The 22122-nt window shown below is 46.1% G+C and carries 21 protein-coding genes; 14 read left to right on the forward strand and 7 right to left on the reverse strand.

Annotated features, from left to right (window positions below):
- Nucleotides 1-23: 23 nt before the first annotated feature.
- Nucleotides 24-1124: a glycosyltransferase family 4 protein gene (locus MHB84_RS19880; protein ID WP_076287807.1), complete on the reverse strand. Its 1101-nt coding sequence runs from the start codon at nucleotides 1122-1124 to the stop codon at nucleotides 24-26.
- A gap of 174 nt (nucleotides 1125-1298) precedes the next feature.
- On the opposite strand from MHB84_RS19880, the gene MHB84_RS19885 reads away from it, so the two are divergent.
- The 6 genes from MHB84_RS19885 (at nucleotide 1299) to msrA (ending at nucleotide 7553) form a co-directional block, all read left to right on the forward strand.
- Nucleotides 1299-1613 (forward strand): DUF3817 domain-containing protein, encoded by a 315-nt coding sequence (locus MHB84_RS19885; protein ID WP_076287808.1) that lies wholly within the window; start codon nucleotides 1299-1301, stop codon nucleotides 1611-1613.
- A 285-nt stretch (nucleotides 1614-1898) separates the two neighbouring features.
- Nucleotides 1899-2717: a TerC family protein gene (locus MHB84_RS19890; protein WP_076287809.1), complete on the forward strand. Its 819-nt coding sequence runs from the start codon at nucleotides 1899-1901 to the stop codon at nucleotides 2715-2717.
- 598 nt (nucleotides 2718-3315) lie between these two features.
- On the forward strand, nucleotides 3316-4779 hold the full coding sequence (locus MHB84_RS19895; RefSeq protein WP_076287811.1) for an RtcB family protein: 1464 nt from the start codon (nucleotides 3316-3318) through the stop codon (nucleotides 4777-4779).
- Nucleotides 4779-6083, forward strand: coding sequence for an AAA family ATPase (locus tag MHB84_RS19900; protein WP_076287812.1), 1305 nt, complete (start codon nucleotides 4779-4781; stop codon nucleotides 6081-6083). Before MHB84_RS19895 ends, MHB84_RS19900 begins: the two co-directional genes overlap by 1 nt.
- 528 nt (nucleotides 6084-6611) lie before the next feature.
- On the forward strand, nucleotides 6612-6869 hold the full coding sequence (locus MHB84_RS19905; RefSeq protein WP_017686880.1) for a GlsB/YeaQ/YmgE family stress response membrane protein: 258 nt from the start codon (nucleotides 6612-6614) through the stop codon (nucleotides 6867-6869).
- A 165-nt stretch (nucleotides 6870-7034) separates the two neighbouring features.
- On the forward strand, nucleotides 7035-7553 hold the full coding sequence (msrA, locus tag MHB84_RS19910) for a peptide-methionine (S)-S-oxide reductase MsrA (protein ID WP_076287813.1): 519 nt from the start codon (nucleotides 7035-7037) through the stop codon (nucleotides 7551-7553).
- A gap of 128 nt (nucleotides 7554-7681) precedes the next feature.
- On the opposite strand, the gene MHB84_RS19915 is transcribed toward msrA, so the two are convergent.
- Nucleotides 7682-8563, reverse strand: a complete 882-nt coding sequence (locus tag MHB84_RS19915; protein WP_143764543.1) for a putative RNA methyltransferase — start codon at nucleotides 8561-8563, stop codon at nucleotides 7682-7684.
- Nucleotides 8564-8847: 284 nt separating this feature from the next.
- Nucleotides 8848-10122, reverse strand: coding sequence for a hypothetical protein (locus MHB84_RS19920; protein WP_076287815.1), 1275 nt, complete (start codon nucleotides 10120-10122; stop codon nucleotides 8848-8850).
- Nucleotides 10123-10378: 256 nt separating this feature from the next.
- Between MHB84_RS19920 and MHB84_RS19925 the strand changes: the two genes are divergently transcribed.
- From MHB84_RS19925 to MHB84_RS19935, 3 genes are all read left to right on the forward strand, one after another.
- Nucleotides 10379-10975: a restriction endonuclease gene (locus MHB84_RS19925; RefSeq protein ID WP_076287816.1), complete on the forward strand. Its 597-nt coding sequence runs from the start codon at nucleotides 10379-10381 to the stop codon at nucleotides 10973-10975.
- A 70-nt stretch (nucleotides 10976-11045) separates the two neighbouring features.
- Nucleotides 11046-11270, forward strand: a complete 225-nt coding sequence (locus MHB84_RS19930; protein WP_076287817.1) for a hypothetical protein — start codon at nucleotides 11046-11048, stop codon at nucleotides 11268-11270.
- 137 nt (nucleotides 11271-11407) lie between these two features.
- Nucleotides 11408-12658 (forward strand): DNA glycosylase AlkZ-like family protein, encoded by a 1251-nt coding sequence (locus MHB84_RS19935; protein WP_076287818.1) that lies wholly within the window; start codon nucleotides 11408-11410, stop codon nucleotides 12656-12658.
- Between the two features lie 104 nt (nucleotides 12659-12762).
- Here MHB84_RS19935 and fabV read toward each other — a convergent pair whose 3' ends face one another.
- Nucleotides 12763-13953 (reverse strand): enoyl-ACP reductase FabV, encoded by a 1191-nt coding sequence (gene fabV / locus MHB84_RS19940; protein ID WP_076287819.1) that lies wholly within the window; start codon nucleotides 13951-13953, stop codon nucleotides 12763-12765.
- 281 nt (nucleotides 13954-14234) lie between these two features.
- On the opposite strand from fabV, the gene MHB84_RS19945 reads away from it, so the two are divergent.
- The 3 genes from MHB84_RS19945 to MHB84_RS19955 all read left to right on the forward strand — a co-directional run bounded on the left by MHB84_RS19945 (nucleotide 14235) and on the right by MHB84_RS19955 (nucleotide 17087).
- Nucleotides 14235-15515 (forward strand): transcriptional regulator, encoded by a 1281-nt coding sequence (locus MHB84_RS19945; RefSeq protein WP_076287820.1) that lies wholly within the window; start codon nucleotides 14235-14237, stop codon nucleotides 15513-15515.
- A 274-nt stretch (nucleotides 15516-15789) separates the two neighbouring features.
- A complete protein-coding gene (locus tag MHB84_RS19950; RefSeq protein WP_072734719.1) occupies nucleotides 15790-16206 on the forward strand; it encodes a hypothetical protein in 417 nt (138 codons plus the stop codon).
- 86 nt (nucleotides 16207-16292) lie between these two features.
- Nucleotides 16293-17087 carry a hypothetical protein gene (locus MHB84_RS19955; protein WP_063565257.1) on the forward strand — a complete coding sequence of 265 codons (795 nt, stop codon included), beginning with the start codon at nucleotides 16293-16295 and terminating at the stop codon, nucleotides 17085-17087.
- Nucleotides 17088-17190: 103 nt separating this feature from the next.
- On the opposite strand, the gene MHB84_RS19960 is transcribed toward MHB84_RS19955, so the two are convergent.
- Together MHB84_RS19960 and MHB84_RS19965 are read right to left on the reverse strand one after the other, a co-directional pair.
- Nucleotides 17191-18006 (reverse strand): class I SAM-dependent methyltransferase, encoded by an 816-nt coding sequence (locus MHB84_RS19960; protein WP_076287821.1) that lies wholly within the window; start codon nucleotides 18004-18006, stop codon nucleotides 17191-17193.
- Between the two features lie 75 nt (nucleotides 18007-18081).
- Nucleotides 18082-18984: a helix-turn-helix transcriptional regulator gene (locus MHB84_RS19965; protein ID WP_445322111.1), complete on the reverse strand. Its 903-nt coding sequence runs from the start codon at nucleotides 18982-18984 to the stop codon at nucleotides 18082-18084.
- A 110-nt stretch (nucleotides 18985-19094) separates the two neighbouring features.
- On the opposite strand from MHB84_RS19965, the gene MHB84_RS19970 reads away from it, so the two are divergent.
- Complete coding sequence (locus MHB84_RS19970) at nucleotides 19095-20546, forward strand: glycoside hydrolase family 1 protein (RefSeq protein WP_445322133.1); 1452 nt, start codon at nucleotides 19095-19097, stop codon at nucleotides 20544-20546.
- A gap of 129 nt (nucleotides 20547-20675) precedes the next feature.
- Here MHB84_RS19970 and MHB84_RS19975 read toward each other — a convergent pair whose 3' ends face one another.
- A complete protein-coding gene (locus MHB84_RS19975; protein ID WP_076287824.1) occupies nucleotides 20676-21344 on the reverse strand; it encodes a phosphatase PAP2 family protein in 669 nt (222 codons plus the stop codon).
- Between the two features lie 145 nt (nucleotides 21345-21489).
- Between MHB84_RS19975 and MHB84_RS19980 the strand changes: the two genes are divergently transcribed.
- Nucleotides 21490-22056 (forward strand): hypothetical protein, encoded by a 567-nt coding sequence (locus MHB84_RS19980; RefSeq protein WP_076287825.1) that lies wholly within the window; start codon nucleotides 21490-21492, stop codon nucleotides 22054-22056.
- Nucleotides 22057-22122: the final 66 nt, after the last annotated feature.

Here is a 22122-nt window from a genome sequence, read left to right on the forward strand (position 1 = left end):
CAAAAGCACAGCCTATACAAGATTTATCCTCGGATAAGTTTTGTATAGGCTGCTTCAAGATGCATGGCTGTCCGGGCCCAACTGAACTGTTCAACTGCACTGGCACGGCCAGCTTCTCCAAGCGAAAGAGCGAGAGAAGGATTGTCTGCCAGTTTAGACAGGTAAGCAGCGAAACTTTGGGGGTTGTGATACTGTCTTACAAGGTATCCATTACTCCCCGATACAATGATTTCACGAATGCCTCCATTGTCTGAAGCAATGACGGGTAGTCCTGAAGCCATAGCTTCAACATTAACCAGCCCGAAGGCCTCATGTTGTTGGGAAGGGCACACCAGGCAGTCCACAGCCCTGTACAAACGGTCAATGTGCTCATGGGCGATCTGACCTCGGAAGGTGGCATCAACCTTTAATTTTCGGATAAGCTGTCGCAGCTTGCGGACGTAAACTGGAGGTCCTTTACCTGCAATGATCAGTTGCACGGATACCTGCTGCTGAATAAGAGCTACGGCACGAATCAGTACATCCACACCTTTGCCGGGAATTAGTCGGCCTACATACAGAATGGAGAATGGCCCTGTGATACCGAACTGCTTCCGCAGAAGCTGCTGCTCTCCTTTAGCTGCAGGCAAAAAACGGCTTAGGTCCACGCCCAGTGGTACAACACCCATCCGTCGTTTTAAGGATGGGAATCGGCGACCCAGCCTTTGTCTGAGGGATTGACTATTAACGGCAATCCAATTCGCTTTTTTTAACAGCGCTAATCTTGCTGGTCCTGGTTGTGCAAAGGTTAACGAATGAAGATAGAGCACCACAGGTAACGTAGGGAAAGCGCGTTTAATTGAAGCCATACTATGAGGTCTGTTGTCTACCTGAATAAGATCGAAGGGTTGGATTTTCAGAAAACGGATCACTGCCCTCGTGTACTCGCTGGGGCTGGTTGATGGTACACGACGGATCACTATGCCATCTATTTGCTCTGTAATGGCAAGACCGGGCATCTGACGGCTTATGATCGTCACCTGGTGACGGAGAGCAAGTTCACGAGCAATGCCGAGGATGCAGATTTCGACAGATCCGTTACCTGGGACTGGCAATTTTTCAGGCGCTATCAGGGCTATTTTCATCAACAGTTTCCTCCTTGTCCATATTCGCAACAATCTATCTTGGTCATATATCCTATGTGCATCGGGTGGATTTGGCTCCTGTAGAACTGCGAGTGAGGGTAAATTTCGTTTTTGTGATATACTGTACGGGATGCAATGAAATTGTTGCGCGTATTTAGAAGCAGGAGGAAAAAAATGTTACATTCAACACTCAGCCGCTTTCGACTGCTGTTGTGGTTGCAGGGGCTTTCATATGTACTTTTGTTATTTGTTGCTTTTCCATTAAGAGAATCAGGGATCATGCCAAAGGCAGTCACGTGGTTTGGCAACATCTATGGCTTTTTATTTCTGATGTATTTATTATTTATGGTGAGTCTGTATACCACGAAAAAATGGCGTTTGCGTCGTCCAATTGCTTTGTTTTTTATCTCGTTTATCCCACTGGGTAATTTCATCTATGATTTGCTGGTCTTTCGCAAGCTGGACCGCAGACAGTCAAATAAAGCTTGACTTTGCTTATCGTTATGAATATGATGAGAACAGATTATTGAACCTGTTTCAACTTAAAACTAAATATTCCTGATGTTAAAGGGGAGTAGCTTTCACAGTAAAGTCGTCAGTTCGGGATTACATCCCCGGCTTTATTGGCAGCAATTTTGTTGTTAGCGAGACCTTTACCAAGTTTTCATGCTGGGTAAAGGTCTCTTTTCGTGAATATAAAGGACCTTACCAGCGATGGTAAAGGTCCTTTTTTTTGTACATCATAAGGATAAGGATACTAAGGAGGAGTAAAATTTGGAGTTATCGTTATTATTGGAGTATGGGTGGGTTCTTGTCGTCTTAGTAGTCCTGGAGGGGTTACTTGCCGCGGATAATGCATTGGTTCTTGCCATTATGGTTAAGCATTTACCTGATGATAAACGCAAAAAGGCGTTGTTTTATGGTTTAATGGGAGCGTTCATTTTCCGATTGGGGTCACTATTCCTCATCTCGTTCCTCGTGGACGTATGGCAGGTTCAAGCAATTGGTGCCCTGTACCTGTTGTACATCTCCATTAACCACATTGTCAAAAAGGTGTTGGGTAGCCGAAACAAAACAGATGAAGCGGCTGATTCCGCTCCAAAAAAACCAAAAAAACAATCTGGTTTCTGGATGACTGTATTCAAGGTGGAAGTGGCAGATATCGCGTTCGCGGTCGATTCCATTCTCGCAGCTGTGGCGCTGGCTGTTGCATTGCCACCAAGTGGTTTGCCTCCGATCGGCGGACTTGACGGTGGACAGTTTATCGTCATTTTCCTCGGCGGATTTATCGGCCTTGTCATCATGAGATTTGCGGCTTCCTTCTTCGTTAAACTGCTTCATTCCCGTCCAGGACTTGAAGTTGCAGCCTTCGTTATCGTTGGCTGGGTTGGGGTTAAGTTGGCTGTGATTACACTTGCACATCCTTCACTGGGCGTTCTGGATGAGCATTTCCCGGAAAATAAAATTTGGAAATTTGGTTTCTACATTGTGCTCATTACGATTGCGGTATGTGGTTGGTTCCTGTCCTCCAAGGTGCCTGAAAAAGAAGATGAAAATCCTGTGGAAGAATTGGAAAAACAAGCAGGGAAATGATAAGATACAAAGTCAAATCTGTCAAAACATGTACCATCAATAATCGATATATAATCTCATAATATGCTTGAGTAAGCAGGGTCTGTTCCTTAAGACCCTGCTTTTTTTATATAAGTTATTAGCACGAATTTAAATCTAATGCATATGCAATATAGGAAAATTTCCAAGAAAAGGGTTGACACATCGAAACGAGTCCGCTTAATATAAACATAATATTGATGAAGGGAGGCCGAGAGATATGATGGTTGGTTATGATTTGAAATCCACAAAGACCCTACGAAGCACAGACACAATTGTATATCCAGTTCATCGTCTCTTTGGCCTCATACGGGCGACATAGGGGAAGATGCATATCGTTTATCCTTGGAACGTTATTAATCGATATGCTACTCTCGGCGTATATTGCAATGGAGAACAGACGCGGCATGTTCATGCTGATTTTGTTTTCTGTTATTGTCATGAAGAAGTCACGGGCGAACTGTCCGTGGCTTCTTTTTTTGTTGTACTGAAGATGGATATGGAATTCGGAATAACGTTAGGTTCATTTTTGAAAGTGAACCGAAATAGCTGAACGTACAGGAAGGAATAATAAACATTTATGAATACACAACCTAATTTATTTACGAGTCAAAATGAACTCACAGGAGGCTACCGACATGAAGTCAAATTGCCTTCTGGTGATTTAACGGTATATGCTGCACAACAGCTGTTCTCGTCATTAGACTATAAGGTGTTCGAGATGGCGAACAACAATCTTCAAATCCCGGGAATTTCCTATATGAGCTATACGCCTGACGTGCATGTCGGTGTAGGTACCTGCATTGGCACAACAGCGGTATGGGATGCCAAGAGTGGTTATGTATCTCCATCCATCGTAGGCAGTGATATCGGCTGTGGTATGCGGGTACATATGACCAATTTGCATAAGGACGACCTGAAAGACGTGAAGTTGCGCCGTAAACTCGTAAAAGCCATTGAGAAAGTGCTGCCGATGGAGGCAAATCAGCGCGGTCATTACTCGGACATTCGTTTGGAGCATATTGTGCGAAAAGGTCTGCATGGATTACCAAAAAAATATATCCCGGACAGCTATACACCGAAAAAATCAACTTCCATTACTCATGTAGAGAGCAGCAAATTTGCCTTTGATGAGGAAGTGCTGAATATGGTACCGGATATGACTTGGCATCGGGCTCATCGCCAGTTAGGAACTTTGGGTGGAGGCAATCATTTTGCCGAGATTCAAGCGATAGAGATTGCCGAGGAAAATCGGGAGATTGCGGAAGCCTGGGGTCTGTACGATGGACAAATTGTTGTCATGATTCATTCCGGCTCCCGGGCCTGGGGCGGGTATGTAAGCCAAACCAGTTCATCAGCAATTGCGAAAGTGATGCAGCGAAATGGTCTGGGGACATCCGATCCAAGACTGGTTTTTGCTCCGCTTGAACATGCGGAAGGTCGCCATTACGTCAATATGATGTATTCTGCGCTGAATTATGCTGTGGTGAATCGCCATCTGATTGCTTATGCTATTCGCGAAGCTTTTCGGGATGTGTTTGGTCCAAAATGCGAATTCCGTACCCTCTATGATTTGATGCACAACTATGCATGGGAGGAATCCTACGTGGATCAGGGCTCTGTCTTTGTACACCGCAAAGGAGCTACACGTGCATTACCTGCCGGTCATCCCGATAATCCGAAGCCGTATCTGGCAACAGGTCATCCCGCACTTATACCCGGTTCAATGGGAACGGCTTCGTATATCATGGTAGGTCAACCCGAGGGGAAGGATAACTATTATTCGATCTGTCATGGAGCAGGACGCATTCGGTCGCGCACAGCAACAAAGCGCCTGGTTACTGTGGAGGATTTTGCCTCGGCGCTGGGTGTGGGAACTGAAGATGAGATTGTGGTGAACCAGCGTTCACTTGAATCCATTATTGATGAATCACCGCAAGCTTATAAAAATGTCGATGAAATTATTGATAGTGTTACCGGCGCAGGTCTGGCTCAAGTTGTAGCCAAATGTAAACCACTTGCCGCTGTGAAGGGAGCTAAGTAATGACCATAGATAAAGAACAATTGAATCATAATAGAGTCATCTATTCCTACGAAGAGCAACAAGACAGTCAAATCCGAAACGAAGGCTATGCCATATATGCCCGTTTGATTCGCGGCATCATTGAAGCGCTTGGCAATCGATACGGTGTTCGTTATGAGCTTTATGCCAGCGATGATCCAAACAGTGAATACTGGGATCTGCTAAAGGAAGATCTGCAAAGTAACAGCACCGAAGTGGAATTGGTTGCCCGGATTTTCGAAGATCTGGAGCTGCGTACACTGCATTATGAGGATGATGGAGATGCACCGACATATGGTGTACATTATTCGATTCGCAACAATGTATTTGCCTATCCCGAGTGGGGCGTAGCTCTCGTCCGCATTCCTTTCTTCCGGGAGAATGGGATATACAATGAGGATTTTGTTTTTGCTACAGGAGAAGAGGAATTGAAGCGATTTCTGGGCAGTGTAAGGGAACGGGAACGGCAGCAAAATATGAAAAAAGTCACGGTGTACACGGATGCCCGCAATGGCAGTGACCGTCATGTCGAATCGATTACCCGCTCTGTCGGGCGGGATGAGGTCGTGCTTTCTCCGCAAATCAAACAGGATATTTTCCGTTCGTTGGACCAGTTTTTCGAGGCGGATCGTTCCTTTTATCGAGACTATGATATTCCTTACAAACGTGGCATCCTGCTGTACGGCCATCCTGGAAACGGAAAAACGACCCTCGTGAAATCCATTGCAGGAAGCATTCCGGGGCCAGCAGCATATTGGCAAATTACCGAATACACAAACAGTGAATCGGTGCGTGAAGTGTTCGAAGCAGCCAAACGTTTGGCTCCCATGGTACTGATTATTGAGGACATCGATTCCATGCCGGATGAAGTGCGATCCTTTTTCCTGAATACGTTGGATGGGGCAACGTCTAAAGAGGGCATCTTCCTAATTGGCACCACGAATTATCCGGAGAAAATAGACCCAGGGCTCATGAACCGTGCCGGTCGGTTCGATCGGGCTTATGAAATACCGCTACCGGACGAAGGACTGCGCCTGCAATATTTAAATCAACGCGGCTTTGCTGTCTTTGCAGGGGAAGAAGGTACGCTGGAAGCTGCACGATTAACGGATACCTTTTCTCTTGCTCAACTTGGAGAGTTGTATGTCAGTGCAGCGCTGGAATGGCACCAGAATGGCCGGACGGACATTGTGCAGATCATTCAGTCAATGCGAGGAGAGCTGGACAAGAGTCATAAGCATAACTGGCTGACCCAGCCAGGCAAGGGGCGTGCAGGTTTTTATTAATACCTAAATATTTTGGAGATCTTAAAAATTCTGGACAGATGAGGACGATGTAGTGGAGGGTACGAAATCGATTCTGAAGAAGCGAAGCTAAAAGATTTCTGCAAGAAAGCTACTTCGTAAGCATTATCTTGCCTTTATCAACGGATTTTCCCTTCTATAAAGGGAATGCAAAAAAAATCCGGGGATAACAGCGATCGGAAGAACGATTCGTAACCGGAACGGCTGTTTTGATGTACGCTAACTTTTTAAAATAGACCAAAAATATTCTCACCTCAATTGGTTATACTAAGGCTGTCTGAATCAACATACAATGACTTTCGGGAGGTACATAACGCAGTCTTGAACTGTGTAAGATGCCCGGAAGTGACGCACTCTGTTTTTAATGCCTTGTTATAGGCTGTTGAACAGAGAAACGGGTATATGAACAAAAGGTAATATACAACAATTTTCATGCCAATTGTTTAAATGCTTCTGTAGCGGTTAATAGTAGACAGACAACAACAAAAACTTTAATTAGAGGTGAATGATATGGGTTGGTTATGGTCATTAATTATCGGTGGTATCATTGGATGGTTGGCAGGTCTGATTGTTGGTCGTGACATTCCCGGCGGCGTTATCGGTAACATCATTGCCGGTTTTATCGGCGGATGGTTAGGTGGAGTGATCCTGGGAGACATGGGTCCAGAAATGGGCGGATTCTACATAGTACCGGCATTAATCGGTGCCATCGTACTTGTAGCGATCGTGAGCTTGATCTTCCGTTCTATGGGTCGAAGCCGCGGGTAACGAATTCAAGATTTCTTGAATGAACAGTTAGTCGGCAACAGAGGTATGAATAGCTGTTAATATAACAGATGTTTCTGAAGAGGTTGATGGAAGTCCACGGACGTGGCTTTCCATCAACCTCTTTTTGTTTTAAGATATAGGTACAACAGAAAGGGATGAGTGTGCATGGAAAAAGCTACATTTGCCGGCGGATGCTTCTGGTGTATGGTTACACCATTTGAAGAGCAACCAGGCATTCATGGTATTGTATCAGGCTATACCGGCGGTCACGTCGATAACCCAACATATGAGCAGGTCAAAACCGGGGAGACCGGTCATGTCGAGGTCGTTGAAATTACATTTGATCCAGAGGTGTTTCCGTATGAACGTCTACTGGAGCTATACTGGCCCCAGACGGACCCAACCGATGATGGAGGGCAATTTCAGGATCGTGGAAGTCAGTACCGTACAGCGATCTTTGTCCATAATGCACGTCAACGCGAGCTAGCAGAACAGTCCAAGCAGGAGCTGGCAGCAAGCGGGCGATTCAATCAACCGATTGTGACGGAGATTCGGGATGCAGTTGTGTTCTATCCGGCAGAAGATTACCATCAGGATTACCACAAGAAAAATGAGAAACATTACAAGGAAGACCGTGCGATATCTGGACGGGATGAATTTATTGAAGAAAACTGGAATAATTAATTTTATTTACAATAGACCGATTTGCATCAGATCTTATTGAAAAATCCGGGAGAGTTCCAACAGGAACTTCCCCGGATTTTTTTGATTGTTCAATGATTAAGAGAATGTTATCTCAATGGCTTCAGAACTTATCTCTTTTTTCCCACCAGTATTTCTAAATCAATCGTAATCTGCGATAAGGACTCTTGAACGCTGGCTATGGCTGATTCCGTCCCATGCCAGGAGAGTGGTGTCATATGAATGAGTGAATTCATCATGATTTCCGATACGGGCAGAGTGTATGTTAGCGGAATGCTGTCTAAGAGATGATGATGCTTGGTAAATCGGTCCAATACATACTCTCTGCTGTCTAATTGATGAGATCGGCCCCGAAACAAAAGCTCTCTCATTTCCATTAGATATCGGTCACGGGGAATTACTTTGATGATCCAGCCATCCTTTTTCATCACTCGCCCGAACTCTTCATAATTCGAAGGGGAGAGAATATTCAGGATCACGTCCAGTTGCCCCTCTGCAAAAGGACTATAAGCAAGATCACCAACAAACCAAATCTGCTGGTCGTAGGTAGAAGAAGCCATGGCAATACCCTCTTTGGCGATGTCGATCCCCCACCCCACAACTGGAGTGTTCTGTGTAATCTGATGCAAAAGAGATCCTTCTCCTGCACCTGCGTCCAGAATATGCAAGGGCTGACTGCTGCCATCGGAGTAATCTTCAATCCAATGGCGAATGATATCGGTCAGAGGTGTATAGATAGCCGTGTGAGATAAAATATTCCTTTTGGCTGTAAATAAACGTTTGTCATAGTTTCCCTTGAAAAATCGTGTCAAGAAATTGATATAGCCTTGTCTTGCCAAATTAAACGAATGCCTGGAACTACATTGAATATTATCCCGACTAATCGTTGTCATTGTGTGATGACAGACGGGACATTTAAGCATATGGATGTATGGATAAATAAGCGCAGCACTACGTTCTCTGCGTTGGATTGACATGGAATAGCACCCCATTCATTCAGATATGGATAACTGAAGAAAAGGGCATAACAAATAAGCCTCTATCAAACATTTTGAAAAAAGAGGTTTATGTTATGCCCTAAGTTATCTGTATCGAATGAATTGAATAATCATGGGAGGGCTACGCTCCTTGCCAATCAAGAGTAGGGTGAAAAAGTGAACGATACTATTATACCAGTTTGCGCAGAGAGGATAAAAGGGAGGGGGACTCTCATCGTTGTGTGAAATAACAGAGCGCTCTGATAACCGTTAGTCGGTCAACCAGAGCGCTCCATTTACTATTTAGCTGAGGCTGTCTTCAATACATACTTGGATAATGCATCGTCATTGATCTGATAAATAATATGATCGTTGTACGTTGAATATCCATCAAGCAATCCAGGAGAGGATGCAAACTCATATTCATGTACCGTATCCAATGTTTGTGGATCGAGAATATAACCCTTTTTAGCGAAATCAAGTTTGTATTGCCCGTCTTGTGTACGATCAACCTGCATGAGAATAGGCTGCTCTTCCTTAAATGTACGTTCGGTCACTTTGCCTTTCATGGTGTACAGCTCCAGCTTTTGGCCTGTAAACAGGGTATAACTGTTGCCCGCGGTCTGAACATAGGCATCACCGGCAATAGCGCGGCCCCAGGCCAGTTTGCCATCGGTGCCAAAGCCCATCAGCTTGTTACCCGTGTTGGCAAAATTGGCACGCATGATCACGGAGCCATCTTCCAGAATGACCAGCGATTCACCGCCGCCGTCTCCCAGAGTGTTGGCATTGCTCGGGAACTGGTAGAAGGAAAGACGATTCAGCGTACGATCGTAAATCTCCACTTTGGGGTTAGCGGCAGGCTGCCAGAAGCTGCCCACTTTGGTTTGCTTGCTTGCATCGACTACGATTCGATCACTGCCTGCTTTGAGTAAAGCACCGTTGATCGTTTTTTCCGTAATCAGTTTTCCCTTTTTGTCATACAGCGAGATGGCTGATCGAACGGAACCGTTTGATTGAACACCAGGGCTCGAAGCGATCAATAACGTATCGTCATCCAGAAGGTACATGGAAGATGAATTACTCACGTTTTTGACCCAATTGGTTTTGCCGGAAGTATTGAACGAGTATACCTTTTTGGTTCCATCCGAATATTCCATATATACATAGGCTGTGCCGTTGCTGGTATATAGTGAATTGGAGTAGGTTGTATAAGGCCCACTTTTCTCATGGAAAATAACGTTCCATTTCAATTGTCCGGTCGTGGCATCCAGCGCCTGAAGCGAATCCAGCTGCCAATCCAACTTCGTATTGCTGCTTGTTTTGGTCACGGGCTGGGAAGAATGCACATACACCAGATTTTTCGCGGGTACTGCGTTCACTTCGTTGACGATAACGTCTTTCTCCGTATTCACTTGCGTGAGTGAGAGAGAAGATGATGTCCATGAAGGTTTAGGCAATGGTGCATTTTGTTCAGCGGCCGCGTAGCTTGGTGTATGCAGGCTGAAGAGGAGCGTGCCACTGAGAAGAAGCGCAGCCCATGTTTTGGACTTTCGTTTGTTGGATGTATGCAAGTTATAAACCACCTTTCTTCGATTCAAAATAGAACCGATTGTTGAATTCTACCATTTCATACATGTGAAATTCAACCTGAGTGTCTGTAACCTTTTATGATTGAGGTATAAAATTATTGTTGTTTGGAGAAGTTCGAGGGTTACAGGGAATTCATCTTCTTTCTGTTAAGAGAGAAGTCTGCTATATTTAGTCGGGTGATGAGGGCTAAGAGGGGTACAAGCCTGCCAGATTAGAGGAATGACAAGGAGAACAGACATGAATTGGAATGAAAATATGATGACTGTGGGTATAGGGGGGATTATCCTTCTACTACTCATTACCTGGATCATTCGCCGTGTAATTCGGCGAGGGCAGCGCATACGAAGTGAGGCCAACCCGCGTAAGATTACGATTAAGGATATCGATAAAATGCAGGATGGATCGGAATTTGAACTGTACCTGTATCATTTATTCCAGCAGCTCGGTTATGCCGAAGTACATAAGACTACAAGCAGCCGTGATTTTGGTGCTGACCTTGTGTTTGTGGATAGAGCAGGAAGACGTAATGTCATTCAAGCCAAACGTTACGGAGCGAATCATCCGGTTGGACTCAGCGCAGTACAGGAGATTTACACGTCCATGCGTTATTATGAAGCAGATCGATCCATCGTGCTCACTTCAGCCAGATATACGGAAGCATGCCGGACGCTGGCAGCGGTTAACGGGGTGAAGTTGCTGGACCGTGAAGATCTGATGGACCTGATCATGCTGTTTAAATCCAGAAGAATGGAAGAAGCTCTGGAGTTGATTGAGGAAGACGATCAGGAACCTGTGGAAACATGGCAATCACGGCGGAAAAGAGTTCCACGTTAATCACCTTCACTTGTCCGCCTGCACATGATATATTGAGTGCATACCAATCAAGGGAGTGTGTTCTATTATTATGGCACGTACACAAACACAAAAAGCATTGCGCAAAGCAGAGCGGTCAGGACAATGGTGTCCGGAGCAAAGTCGGAGAGTAAATGGAGATTATGGAGCGTTATCCCAGCATGTTCGACTCATGCCCACGAAACAGGAAAAATTGCAAAAGGTCAAACACAAGAAGCGGACCCAGGATGGTGGTGCTTCTTTTTATTTTGTCTTTGGTGTGCAGAGTGCTGCATAAGCTCAAAAATTTAATAAAAGATCTTCCTTCAATTGGTATGACATCCCTTGGACTGTTAAAATCAATGTATCTCTTTTGAATTGGATCAATTATAGCTATACATTCTCCTATCTTCGATGAAGGGAAGAATTCTACATATGACAACAGCGCTTCGCATGGATAAAAAAATCGTTCGGCGTTTTTTGCTGCAAACGCAATCTTTATTGGGACGTTGGCCCGCTGCTTCCTTGCCTTCGGGTCCTGAACAGGTCATGCAGCTGATTCGCACCCTTGGCTGCGTACAGATTGATCCTGTCGCTGCCGTAACCGGGAATCAGCATTTGGTGTTGGGCGCTCGTGATCCGGGCTATACCTCTGAGTACTTACATACCTTGCTAAGTGATCAGAAAGTGTTCGAATATTTTGCCAATGCTGCATGTGTCATTCCGATCGAAGATTATGCGATGTTCGAACCTGTGCGTGCCCGATTACGGGAGCGTCTGGCTCCTTCCCTGCAAGGGCTGGAGATTACAGTGCAGCATGTGCTGAAGCGTTTGGAAGAAGAGGGACCGCTCCCGTCAAGGGCTTTTCGTGCCGTCGAACGGGTGAGTGGATATTGGGACAGTGCAGATGTGCCTAAAACGAAGGACACCTCGTTAGCGTTGAACTTGCTACTGGATTCGGCTGCCATTCGTGTCGTGGCAAGGCAGGGGAATGAACGTTATTTTCATATTACTGAATCCGGACTGCTGGAGCAGGGCCAATCCATGACAGCGGAGATCGATATCTTGGCTCAGAGGCAAGCTTTGATGGACAAGTACATTTACGCATATCGGGTCGTGGATGCCCGAGATCCACGATTAGGTTGGATGAAATCTACGGCTGCTGAACGTCGGAGTGATCTGGCTGCACGTGTCGCAGATGGTCGCATGATTCCGCTGGAGGTAGAGGATGTTGCGACGCCTTATTATATCCGTGCAGAAGATGAGGGTTTGTTGCGTGAGATGGAAAGGGAAGAGCCGCATTATGATCCATCAGGTCCGGTACGATTCCTACCTCCGCTGGACAACCTGCTGTGGAGACGGGAACGGATTGTGGATTTATTTGATTTCCATTATAAGTGGGAGATATACACACCAGAGGTGAAACGAACTTACGGATATTACGCCATGCCCATTCTTCACGGCGATCGGCTGATTGGACGTATGGACCCGCGACTCGATCGCAAAACGGGCGTGCTAACGGTTCGGTTGTTATCGATGGAAGAGACTGCTCCGCCTGTGGAGGAATGGATCACGGATTTTCGGGAGGGACTCCAGTTCTTTGCAACGATGCATGGAGCGCGATCCATCACGGTAGAGAAGACGGTGCCGAAGGGGTTGAAAAAGCAACTCAAGTCGATCTTATAGAATCGGTAGACGTCAAGAAGGGAGCGAAAGCTCGCTCCCCTAAGGCTTAATCTGGACCTGTAATAAGATTGTTACTCCAATCTCACAGCCAAATTAGTTTTCAATTAACGCAGATGTGGTACTTCAACATTTGGATCAACATCTGCTTCATAATCCACGCCGTCGGTTTCGAAACCGAACAGTTGGAAGAACTCCTGACGGTATCCGACCAAATCGGACAGATCGTAGATATTATCTGTGGTCAGCTCGTCCCAGAGCTTCGCCACTTCTTCCTGAACGTCCGCTCTCATCTCCCAATCATCAATACGAATACGCCCTGCTTCATCGGTCGGAACTTCTCCTCCCGCATAGAGGCGATCAGCGAACAAGCGTTGCAATTGCTCGATGCATCCTTCATGCAAGCCTTTTTCCTTCATGACTTTGTACAACGCAGAGATATACAACGGCACCACTGGAATTGCGGAGCTTGATTGGGTTACGAGCGCTTTGGCTACGGTTAGGTAAGCACGTCCACCCTTTGCACTCAGACGATCATTCAGCTTGTGGGCTGTCGCTTCCAGATGGTTTTTGGCCTGGCCGATGGAGCCATCACGATAAATGGCATGCGTTAGTTCAGGACCGATATAAGAAAAGGCAATGGTTGTTGCATTGTCGGCGAGTACGCCACCTTGTTGCAAGGCATCCATCCACAGTTCCCAATCATCTCCGCCCATCACGGCTACGGTCTGGCGAATTTCTTCATCGGATGCCGGATCAATCGTAACGGACGTTACTTCTCCCGTATGGAAATTGACTGTTTTGTTCGTATACGATTGTCCAATCGGTTTGAGCACGGAGTTGAATACTTCACCAGTATTCGGATCGGTACGGCGTGCTGAAGCTACGCTGTAGACAACCAGGTCAACCTGACCGAGTTCACTGCGAATCAGTTCAACGGTCTTTTCTCTGGTTTCGTTGGCAAAGGCATCACCTGTGATGCTGTATGATTTCAGTCCTGCTTCTTCCGCAGCCTTCTCAAATGCAGCGGAGTTGTACCAGCCTGCTGAAGCTGTACGTTTTTCAGTGGAGCTGCTGGGGCGGTAAATGCCGATGGTGTTGGCTCCGGCACCGAATGCGGATACGACGCGCGAAGCAAGTCCATATCCAGTAGAAGCTCCGATAACGAGTACGTTCCGCGGTCCGTTCAATTGCGGTTGGGATTTTACATAATCAATTTGCTCCTGGACTTGTGCAGCACAGCCTACAGGATGGGAAGTTGTACAAATAAAACCACGTGTTCTTGGTTTAATAATCATTCATTTGCATCCTTTCATATTCAACTCTTGTTCTTCATTATTGGATAATGCTCTTGTACATACCACCTTATTGTAAAACAATTGCCTCCGAAACGGAAACCGTTTCGATGGATTTGGCTAAAAGACGGTATCCGGCTTCGTACCCTGGATGATATTATATAATTTGAACTAAACATTTACACGACAACGGAGAGGACAGAACAGATCTGGAGAAGCGAAGCGTTCGCCTTTATCACCGGATTTTTGTGATTCACAGGATCGAAACGAAAGGAAGACTAGCCATGCTGAAGGAACGGATTGAATTTCTGAGCAAAAGAAAGCAAATCTCCCGCAAAGACCTCGTGGAAGGTTTGGTTACGCAGGCTCACTTTGCCAATATTCTGGCCGATCGTTATCCACTCCCTGAAGATCTGGCAGAGGCTATTGCGTCACGTCTTGGCGTAACGACTTCCTATCTATTAAACGCTTCTGCACAGGATGAAGAAACGCTGGCGCGGGCAGAGGTTATTTTTGAACAAATGTCAGTTCCAGCTTCAGTGATAGCAGAAGATATCGTGCACGCACTTGAGGATCGGGATGATGCGCTGACAGTAGAGCTGACCACGGCTTTAATGAAGGCGGTCTATTACCAACAATTAAATGATGCATCGGCTCATGAATATATACATACATCCTATCTGAATTTTTATCTGGAGAAATACGGCCGTCCTGACGATGTAGATCTGCCGCGTCCGCTAGCGAAGGCGTTATTATATTACAAAGTGCAGTACTATCGTTCCAAGCTTGCTTCTGTGGATGTGTTAACGCATGCAACCAGGCTAAGTGAATTGGCCCTTCCTGGAAGTGAATTCTGGCTGTCTGTGCAAAATATCAAGATGGAAGCCTACATTCAGGTCAAACAGTACGAAGAGGCCAAGCAGGTATTCGATCTCACCATGAGACATGTCTATGATCAGCGGCTGTTTCATCGGTTGTCCGGTTTATATGTGGCGTACAGCGGATATTGCTTTGCGATGGGACTGGTACAGGAGGCGCTCTCGGCATTGACTATGGCAGAGGCGAATCTGGTGTATGCCGGTAATCAGGGCGATCTGGTCACTGCCATTGCGAATAATCGGATTGTCATGTTAACCATGACGGGGGAGCTGGATCAGGCGCAGTCGGAGATCGAACGATTCGAATCCCTGTTGCAGCAAGAACCCGAAGAAACCCAGCAGGCCATGAAGCCATTAGTGAGTGTGTATCGGTGTGAAGTGGCACTGGCACGAAAAAACTGGGGGGCACTTGCGCAGAGTGTGGATCAACTGTTGAATAGTGCAACAACTCAGGATCAGCAGATGAGTGCAACCTTCTACCAGAGCCATCTTGCTCTTGCGCATGGAGATCGTGAAGTGTTCATGGAGCGAGCGCTCGCATGTCTGCCTTATTTTGAGTCCGTGCAGCATGCCATGCGTCTTGAACCTTTATATGAGGGAATGGCCGTGGTGTCCGAGGATCTGCGAAAATATAAGGAAGCCGCCATGTATTATCGGAAGCTGGTCTACCTGTTACGCAAAAAATAGATCGAAAATCGGCGTGGAACCGCCGTTTTTTTGCATGATTTTGTTCAATACCGGTGCATTAGGCACAAAATATGCCTCCAAACCTTTCATTGAAGAGTCGTTTACGGCTCTTTTTTTGCGGAATCCATCAAAAAGCATGTTAAAGAAACGAGAATTCAGTGGTTAATCACCGGATTTTTCGTTTCTTTTGTATGCAGTCAAAAGGGTATTCAAGGACAAGCCCTCCTGTTTATACTTTAACTATAACCAAAAATAAAAAAACGAGGTGTTCATTATGGGATGGTTTGGTAAAAAGAACAAGCAGGAAGATGCGATTGCGAAGGCAGATAAAATGATGAATAAAGGACTTACCGGCATGATGATGAAAGGTTTTGTATCAAAGGAGCATCGGGAAGCCATCAACCAGAGTCTGGATTCGGCAAAACAGGCACAACTGGCGGCAAGTGGTTCCCTTCCCTTAACTGCAACAGCCACGGTAATCACGATTACCGATACGGGCAAGCTGATCAATTTTGATCCAATTGTTGTGCTTGTGCTGGATGTAACAGAGACGAATGGCAATCAGTATCAGCGAACATTGGAAACACTGGTGTCCAAGATGCAGATTCCACGCGTGGGAGATCGAGTGGGATTGGGGCAAAATCCGGCGAATCCGACAGAGTTAATTTACATGGGTCTGTTGTCCGTCTAGAAGGTGTTCGAACTACAAACGAGCATTCTATCTTTTAATAAAGACAACTAACAACGAATAATAGAGATATAGAGAGGGTGGGGCAGATGGTAGGTTTCCTGAGATTGGTCGGTGTGTTGACTGTGTTTGGGGTGGGATTCTCCCCATTTCTGGCACAGCAGCTGTGGAATGATCCTTTTATCATTATGCAGGCATGGTGGTATACACCAGCGATTTTTGCCGGATTTGGGCTGATCTTTATTCCCTCCATTTTGGCTAATATCTTCGGCGTTGGGAGAGTGAAGTCAGGATTACCAGCGGTTGGTGTCATTAAAAGCATCCAGCAGACGGGTACGTATATTAATGAGCAGCCGGAAGTTCGACTGGGCCTGACCGTCTCGCGTAAAGGACGTGAGAAATACGATACCGAGTTGAGAACGATCATACCGTTGACTTCAATGTCTCAATTCCAGCCGGGCAGTTTAATTCCCTTAGTGGTCTCTGTGACGGATGAACACAAGGTAGGGCTTGATCTGAAGGGGAGGCTATCGCAGGAAGATATACAGCAATTGCTGGATGAGAAGATGGTGCAGCATGGCGTGGCACCTGAGATGATGGATATTGCACGAACGGGCGAGAAAGCGATGGCCAAGATATTGGATGTTACTCCACTTGGAAGCGGAGGTAATGGCAAAATCAAACTTCAGCTAACGCTTAGTGTAACGAAGTCAAATGGAGAGACATTTAAGGTCACTATACCAAAGGAAATTTATCCATCTACCCTACCTCAGGTTCAGCAAGGTCATATTATTAACGTGATCTACTCGAAGCAGGACCCGTCAAAAGTAGTGTTGGCATTGAATGTACAGGAAGAACAACTAAGTAATTTGTTCTCATCCTGATGGCTATATAAACAAAAAACCTGCAACATCACGATTCAAGTGATGGGCAGGTTTCTTTTGTGTATTTTATTATAGGGGAAATCTGGATGAGCTTAGCTTAAAATCAGACGATGCCCAAACGCATCCGATATGAGAATAGAACTTGTCTCGATTCACCGGCAAATATACGAGTAGCCAGCTGTCTAAATTCGTCTGCTACCTCAAGTAGATCAGTCGCTCCGAGTTTCACTGCCGTTTGCAGGCCGCCTTGGCTTAGTGCCAGATTGACGTATCGGTCGGCATCGAATGTTTCCCGATGATGAAACACAATTTCACGCGAGTAACGGAACAAGCCGGACTGCTGAATCTGCTGCAAATGTCCGTCTTTACTCCATTTATGTGCTTGATTCTCCTGGGGAGCCAGACTGGCAGCTCGATGATCTGCCTCCGTATTCAAATGCAGATAGGCTTGTTCCAGCTGCCAATCGACCGCTGGTGGCCAGTCACAGTCGTAGGCAGCAAATATGCCTCCTGGACGCAGTACACGCGCAAATTCGCGCAGTGTGGACTGGGGCTCCATCCAGTGGAACGACTGTGAGCAGGTCACGATATCCACACTGCCATCAGGTAGTCCCAGTTCGTGGGATAGGCCAGAGACAAAACGCAGATGGTCCGGTTTGCCTGCTGCTTCCCATTTGGACTCTGCGACAGCTCTCATATCATCGCTTGGTTCGACGCCAATAACACGTTCTGCCTCATTTAGCCAAATCCATGACGATAAGCCCGTACCACAGCCAACATCCGCGACCAAGCGAGGTTTGCTGCCCAAATAATTCGTCAGAATATCTACGACCTCGGTGGGCGCAGCAGGCCGGTTCTGGTCATATAACGTACCGAAACCTTTGAATCGTTCCACATTGTTACGTCTAATGTCTTGCATGGACAAACCTCCTTCAGGAAATGGATAGATAGCAAAAAAGTAAAAGAATCAACAGATGATCAGAGCTTCATTATATCATTCATTTTCCAACCTGTTGTTAACGACCTGTTGTAAATGTTCTACCGCGTTGATATGTCGCCTAAGCAGTTCCTGTCCAACGTGTGGAGGCTTGATTACGGTCAGGTCAGATCCAAACGACATCAGGAAGGAGTACAGCCATTCTCCCTCATTCAGTTCAAGGGCAACGCGCAGCCTGCCGTCGGGATCTTTTTCAACGCGTGACGGTTCAAAAAAATCATACACCCTATAAGCAATGGAGTTGGAGAACGACAGTTCCAGAGCGATTTGGTTGATTGTGACGTGAGTCTCATTTTCCGGTGATCCGATGTTTATATTGTTTCGGGGAACCCTCGGCAGAATTTTTAGCTGGGTAATGCGTTTCATTTTGAACGTCTGAAATTCGTTTCGATCGTGCTCGTCGTGAATGTACCCCTTAAAATACCAAGTACTGTTCTTGAACAAAAGTTTGAGAGGTTCAACCGTCGGAACACTCTTCTCTCCATCCGAATTGACATAGTGAAACGTAATCCATTGATTGGTGAGGATCGCCTGTTTGACCTGATTGAACAGTTCCCTCTCCTGCTGTGGAATGCTGCCCCATGGTGAAAAGTCGAATTCGATCCAGTCCAGCTTGTGATCAAACAGGGCGGTTAAACGTTTGAGCATATGGGCAGTGTTAAGGTGAGGGATGGCGCTGACGCTATATAATCCAAGCAAAATTTCATTCTGATCATCTTCGGACAACAGGGATTTGTCCATGACAAAGTTGTCCATGAGATGGATGCCGCCATGCTTGCCGGTTGTCGTGTATACGGGAATACCCGCGGCACTCAGTCTGTCGATATCACGGTACACTGTGCGCACGGATATCTCGAACAAACGCGCGAGCTCGGGTGCGGTAGCTTTCTTTTTCTCCAATAACAGCAATAGCATTCTGAATAATCGGTTATTTTCCATGCCGACATTATACCATGACAATAGGTGTCAGGGTATGGGTGGTACACTGGATGTATAGTGTTAGAAAGATCATGAAGGAGGAATTGATGATGTCGATGAAAGACGGATTTTTCTGGGGTGGCGCAACGGCTGCCAATCAGTTTGAAGGTGGATGGGACAAGGGTGGTAAAGGCCAAAGTACTTCCGATATGATGACAGGTGGAACGCACACAACACCACGGCGGATTACGCCTGTACTGGAAGAGGGCACGTATTATCCGAGCCATGAAGCGGTTGATTTTTATGGTCATTACAAAGAGGATATTGCCCTGATGGCCGAAATGGGTTTCAAAATGTTCCGCATGTCCATTAACTGGTCCAGAATCTACCCGAACGGTTATGATCTGGAGCCAAACGAAGAGGGATTGCAGTTCTATGACAACGTCTTTGACGAGTTGAAAAAGTACAACATTGAGCCGCTCGTGACCATTTCTCACTACGAGACACCATTTGGTCTGACCCAGAAATATAACGGTTGGGCTTCGCGCGAAGTGATTGATTGTTATATCCGATATTGTACAACCCTCTTCAACCGATACAAAGATCAGGTGAAATACTGGCTGACCTTTAATGAGATTAACTGTCTGACGATGCCAATGGGGGCTTATATGGCTGCAGGTATCCTTTTTGAAGGCAAAGAGACTTTGATCGATGGAGTTGATGATCCTCAGACCCGCTTCCAGGCGCTGCATCACCAATTTGTTGCAAGTGCAAAAGCGGTGAAGCTGGGACATGAAATCAATCCTGATTTCCAAATCGGCTGTATGGTCGCTTTCATGACAACATATCCGAATACATGCAACCCGGACGATATTTTGCTCGCGCAGAAGAAGGACCAGCTGTCCAACATGATCTGTGGAGACGTACAGGTTCGTGGAGCATACCCTGGATTCGCCAAACGTTTCTTCGCCGAAGAAGGCATCCAGATCGAGATGCAGCCGGAAGATGCACAGACTCTGCGTGAAGGCTGCGTGGACTTCTATTCCTTTAGCTATTACATGTCCTTGGTCGAGAGTGCGGATGAGTCGTTGGATAGAGCAGAGGGAAATCTGCTGGGCGGCATCAAAAATCCGTATCTGGAAGCTTCAGACTGGGGCTGGCAGATCGATCCTAAAGGATTGCGTTACACGCTGAATCACCTGTATGACCGTTATCAGATTCCATTGATGGTTGTGGAGAACGGATTGGGTGCAGTGGATGTAGTAGAGGAAGATGGCTCCATTCAGGATGACTATCGCATTGATTATTTGAGAGGTCACATCGAACAAATGAAAGAAGCCGTTGCCGACGGTGTGGAGCTTATCGCTTACACGATGTGGGGATGTATCGACTTGGTCAGCGCATCCACAGGCGAGATGAAGAAACGTTATGGCTTCATTCATGTGAACAAGGACAATGATGGCAATGGTGATTTGAGCAGAACACCCAAGAAGAGCTTCCACTGGTACAAAAAAGTCATTGAATCCAATGGCGAGGAGCTCTAAGTTGCCACTGTAAAATAGATCCATAATGACGTAAAAGAACCTCATTGGTGCCTGATGCACCCATGAGGTTCTTTACGTTTGGTTTGTTTTCAAGCATGGGTTGGATCATTGCATGGTGATCGAAAAAGCTTAAGCGAGAGGTTGGGACTGTAACAGGGAAAGGCGTTCCAGATGTCGCTGATAGAACCATATGCATACGGCAAGCCAGCATCCACTCAGAAAGTACCCACCCACGACATCACTGGGATAGTGCACCCCCAAATAAATTCGGCTCATTCCAATCGTCAGGATGAAGATCGCACTCACGATAATCATGAGTACGCGTCCAGTCGCTGTCGGTACATGCTTCCAGATTAAGAAGGCCAGGCCGCCATACAAGCTGAACGCTGCCATGGAATGGCCACTCGGGAAGCTATAACCACTCACCTCAATAATCCGGTTAATCGTAGGTCTGGCGCGCTGGAATACCAGCTTAATCAATGCATTGAGCAAAGTCGAGCCCGTAATAACACAAGCCAGGAAGAGCAGCTCGCGTTTGTGCCTGAGGTAGATATACAGCACAAGCATGGCGAGAATGGTAATGACAACCACAGGCACCTCGCTGCCAATCCAGGTAAAGAGCTGCATCAATCGTGTCATTCCGGGTGATTCCATGCCCTGAATCCAACCAATCAAGGTATCGTCAAAGACGTGGATCTGGTTGTCGCTGATGGACAGGGCGATGCTTACAAATGCAATGAGACATAACGCTGCAACGAGCAGCGGGATGGAGATATTCTTTTTCAAAGTCTGATTCAAGTGACGGTTTCCTCCAAGGTGTCTGAATTCTGATGATGCTCAATACAATATTCGTATTATGCTATAATCTTACAATAAATATATCTTCAAACAAAATGTGAACGATTACAAGAAGGGTGTTGCAATCTGAGCCGGGGGTGAAAGGATGAAGCGCTTAGTATGGTTTGCATTGATATTGTTGTTGGTTGGATTGGGTTACACGGTATTTCCTGGGGAGAAAGCTTATGCTTGCAGCTGCGTAGAATCGAACGCCCAAGAGAAATTGAAGACGTCTACGGCGGTTTTTACAGGTAAAGTGGTGAAAAGGGGTGGGGTGCAGATATTTAGCACTGACCGAGTGAGAGCATATACCTTTGAAGTGGATACCGCATGGAAGGGTGTTTCTTCTAAACGAATGACTGTCATGGGTAATGATGCCGGTTCGGAATCTTGTGGGATTCAATTGGATAAGAACCAATCCTATCTGATCTTTGCTTATCAGAATAAAATGGACGATAAGTTGCATACGAATCTTTGCAGTGGCAATGTTTCCATTGATCAAGCTGGAGACGCGTTGAAGCTGCTGGGAGCAGGAAAAGTAGTGAGTCAGGCTGATTTTGAAAAAAACGATCAAGGACGAAGTTGGTCATTTTATCTCATAATATATGGTGGGGTTATTCTATTGCTTGTATTGGTAAGTGGCTGGATCTGGAGAAGGAAGAAGCGCGCGTGAATGCTAGGATCTGATTTAAGGGAGAATGGTAGCACGGCAACGGAAGGGAAAAGAAAATCCCCGTGT

The sequence above is a fragment of the Paenibacillus sp. FSL F4-0087 genome, from assembly GCF_038020215.1.
GTDB lineage: Bacteria > Bacillota > Bacilli > Paenibacillales > Paenibacillaceae > Paenibacillus > Paenibacillus taichungensis.

Coding starts and splice junctions, on each gene's coding strand:
- MHB84_RS19970 (WP_445322133.1), top strand. CDS start 19,095: ATGAAGGAGGAATTGATGATGTCGATGAAAGACGGATTTTTCTGGGGT.
- MHB84_RS19885 (WP_076287808.1), top strand. CDS start 1,299: ATGTTACATTCAACACTCAGCCGCTTTCGACTGCTGTTGTGGTTGCAG.
- MHB84_RS19980 (WP_076287825.1), top strand. CDS start 21,490: ATGAAGCGCTTAGTATGGTTTGCATTGATATTGTTGTTGGTTGGATTG.
- MHB84_RS19915 (WP_143764543.1), bottom strand. CDS start 8,563: ATGGGGTGCTATTCCATGTCAATCCAACGCAGAGAACGTAGTGCTGCG.
- MHB84_RS19925 (WP_076287816.1), top strand. CDS start 10,379: ATGAATTGGAATGAAAATATGATGACTGTGGGTATAGGGGGGATTATC.
- fabV (WP_076287819.1), bottom strand. CDS start 13,953: ATGATTATTAAACCAAGAACACGTGGTTTTATTTGTACAACTTCCCAT.
- MHB84_RS19945 (WP_076287820.1), top strand. CDS start 14,235: ATGCTGAAGGAACGGATTGAATTTCTGAGCAAAAGAAAGCAAATCTCC.
- msrA (WP_076287813.1), top strand. CDS start 7,035: ATGGAAAAAGCTACATTTGCCGGCGGATGCTTCTGGTGTATGGTTACA.
- MHB84_RS19930 (WP_076287817.1), top strand. CDS start 11,046: ATGGCACGTACACAAACACAAAAAGCATTGCGCAAAGCAGAGCGGTCA.
- MHB84_RS19960 (WP_076287821.1), bottom strand. CDS start 18,006: ATGCAAGACATTAGACGTAACAATGTGGAACGATTCAAAGGTTTCGGT.
- MHB84_RS19935 (WP_076287818.1), top strand. CDS start 11,408: ATGACAACAGCGCTTCGCATGGATAAAAAAATCGTTCGGCGTTTTTTG.
- MHB84_RS19895 (WP_076287811.1), top strand. CDS start 3,316: ATGAATACACAACCTAATTTATTTACGAGTCAAAATGAACTCACAGGA.
- MHB84_RS19955 (WP_063565257.1), top strand. CDS start 16,293: ATGGTAGGTTTCCTGAGATTGGTCGGTGTGTTGACTGTGTTTGGGGTG.
- MHB84_RS19950 (WP_072734719.1), top strand. CDS start 15,790: ATGGGATGGTTTGGTAAAAAGAACAAGCAGGAAGATGCGATTGCGAAG.
- MHB84_RS19880 (WP_076287807.1), bottom strand. CDS start 1,124: ATGAAAATAGCCCTGATAGCGCCTGAAAAATTGCCAGTCCCAGGTAAC.
- MHB84_RS19900 (WP_076287812.1), top strand. CDS start 4,779: ATGACCATAGATAAAGAACAATTGAATCATAATAGAGTCATCTATTCC.
- MHB84_RS19905 (WP_017686880.1), top strand. CDS start 6,612: ATGGGTTGGTTATGGTCATTAATTATCGGTGGTATCATTGGATGGTTG.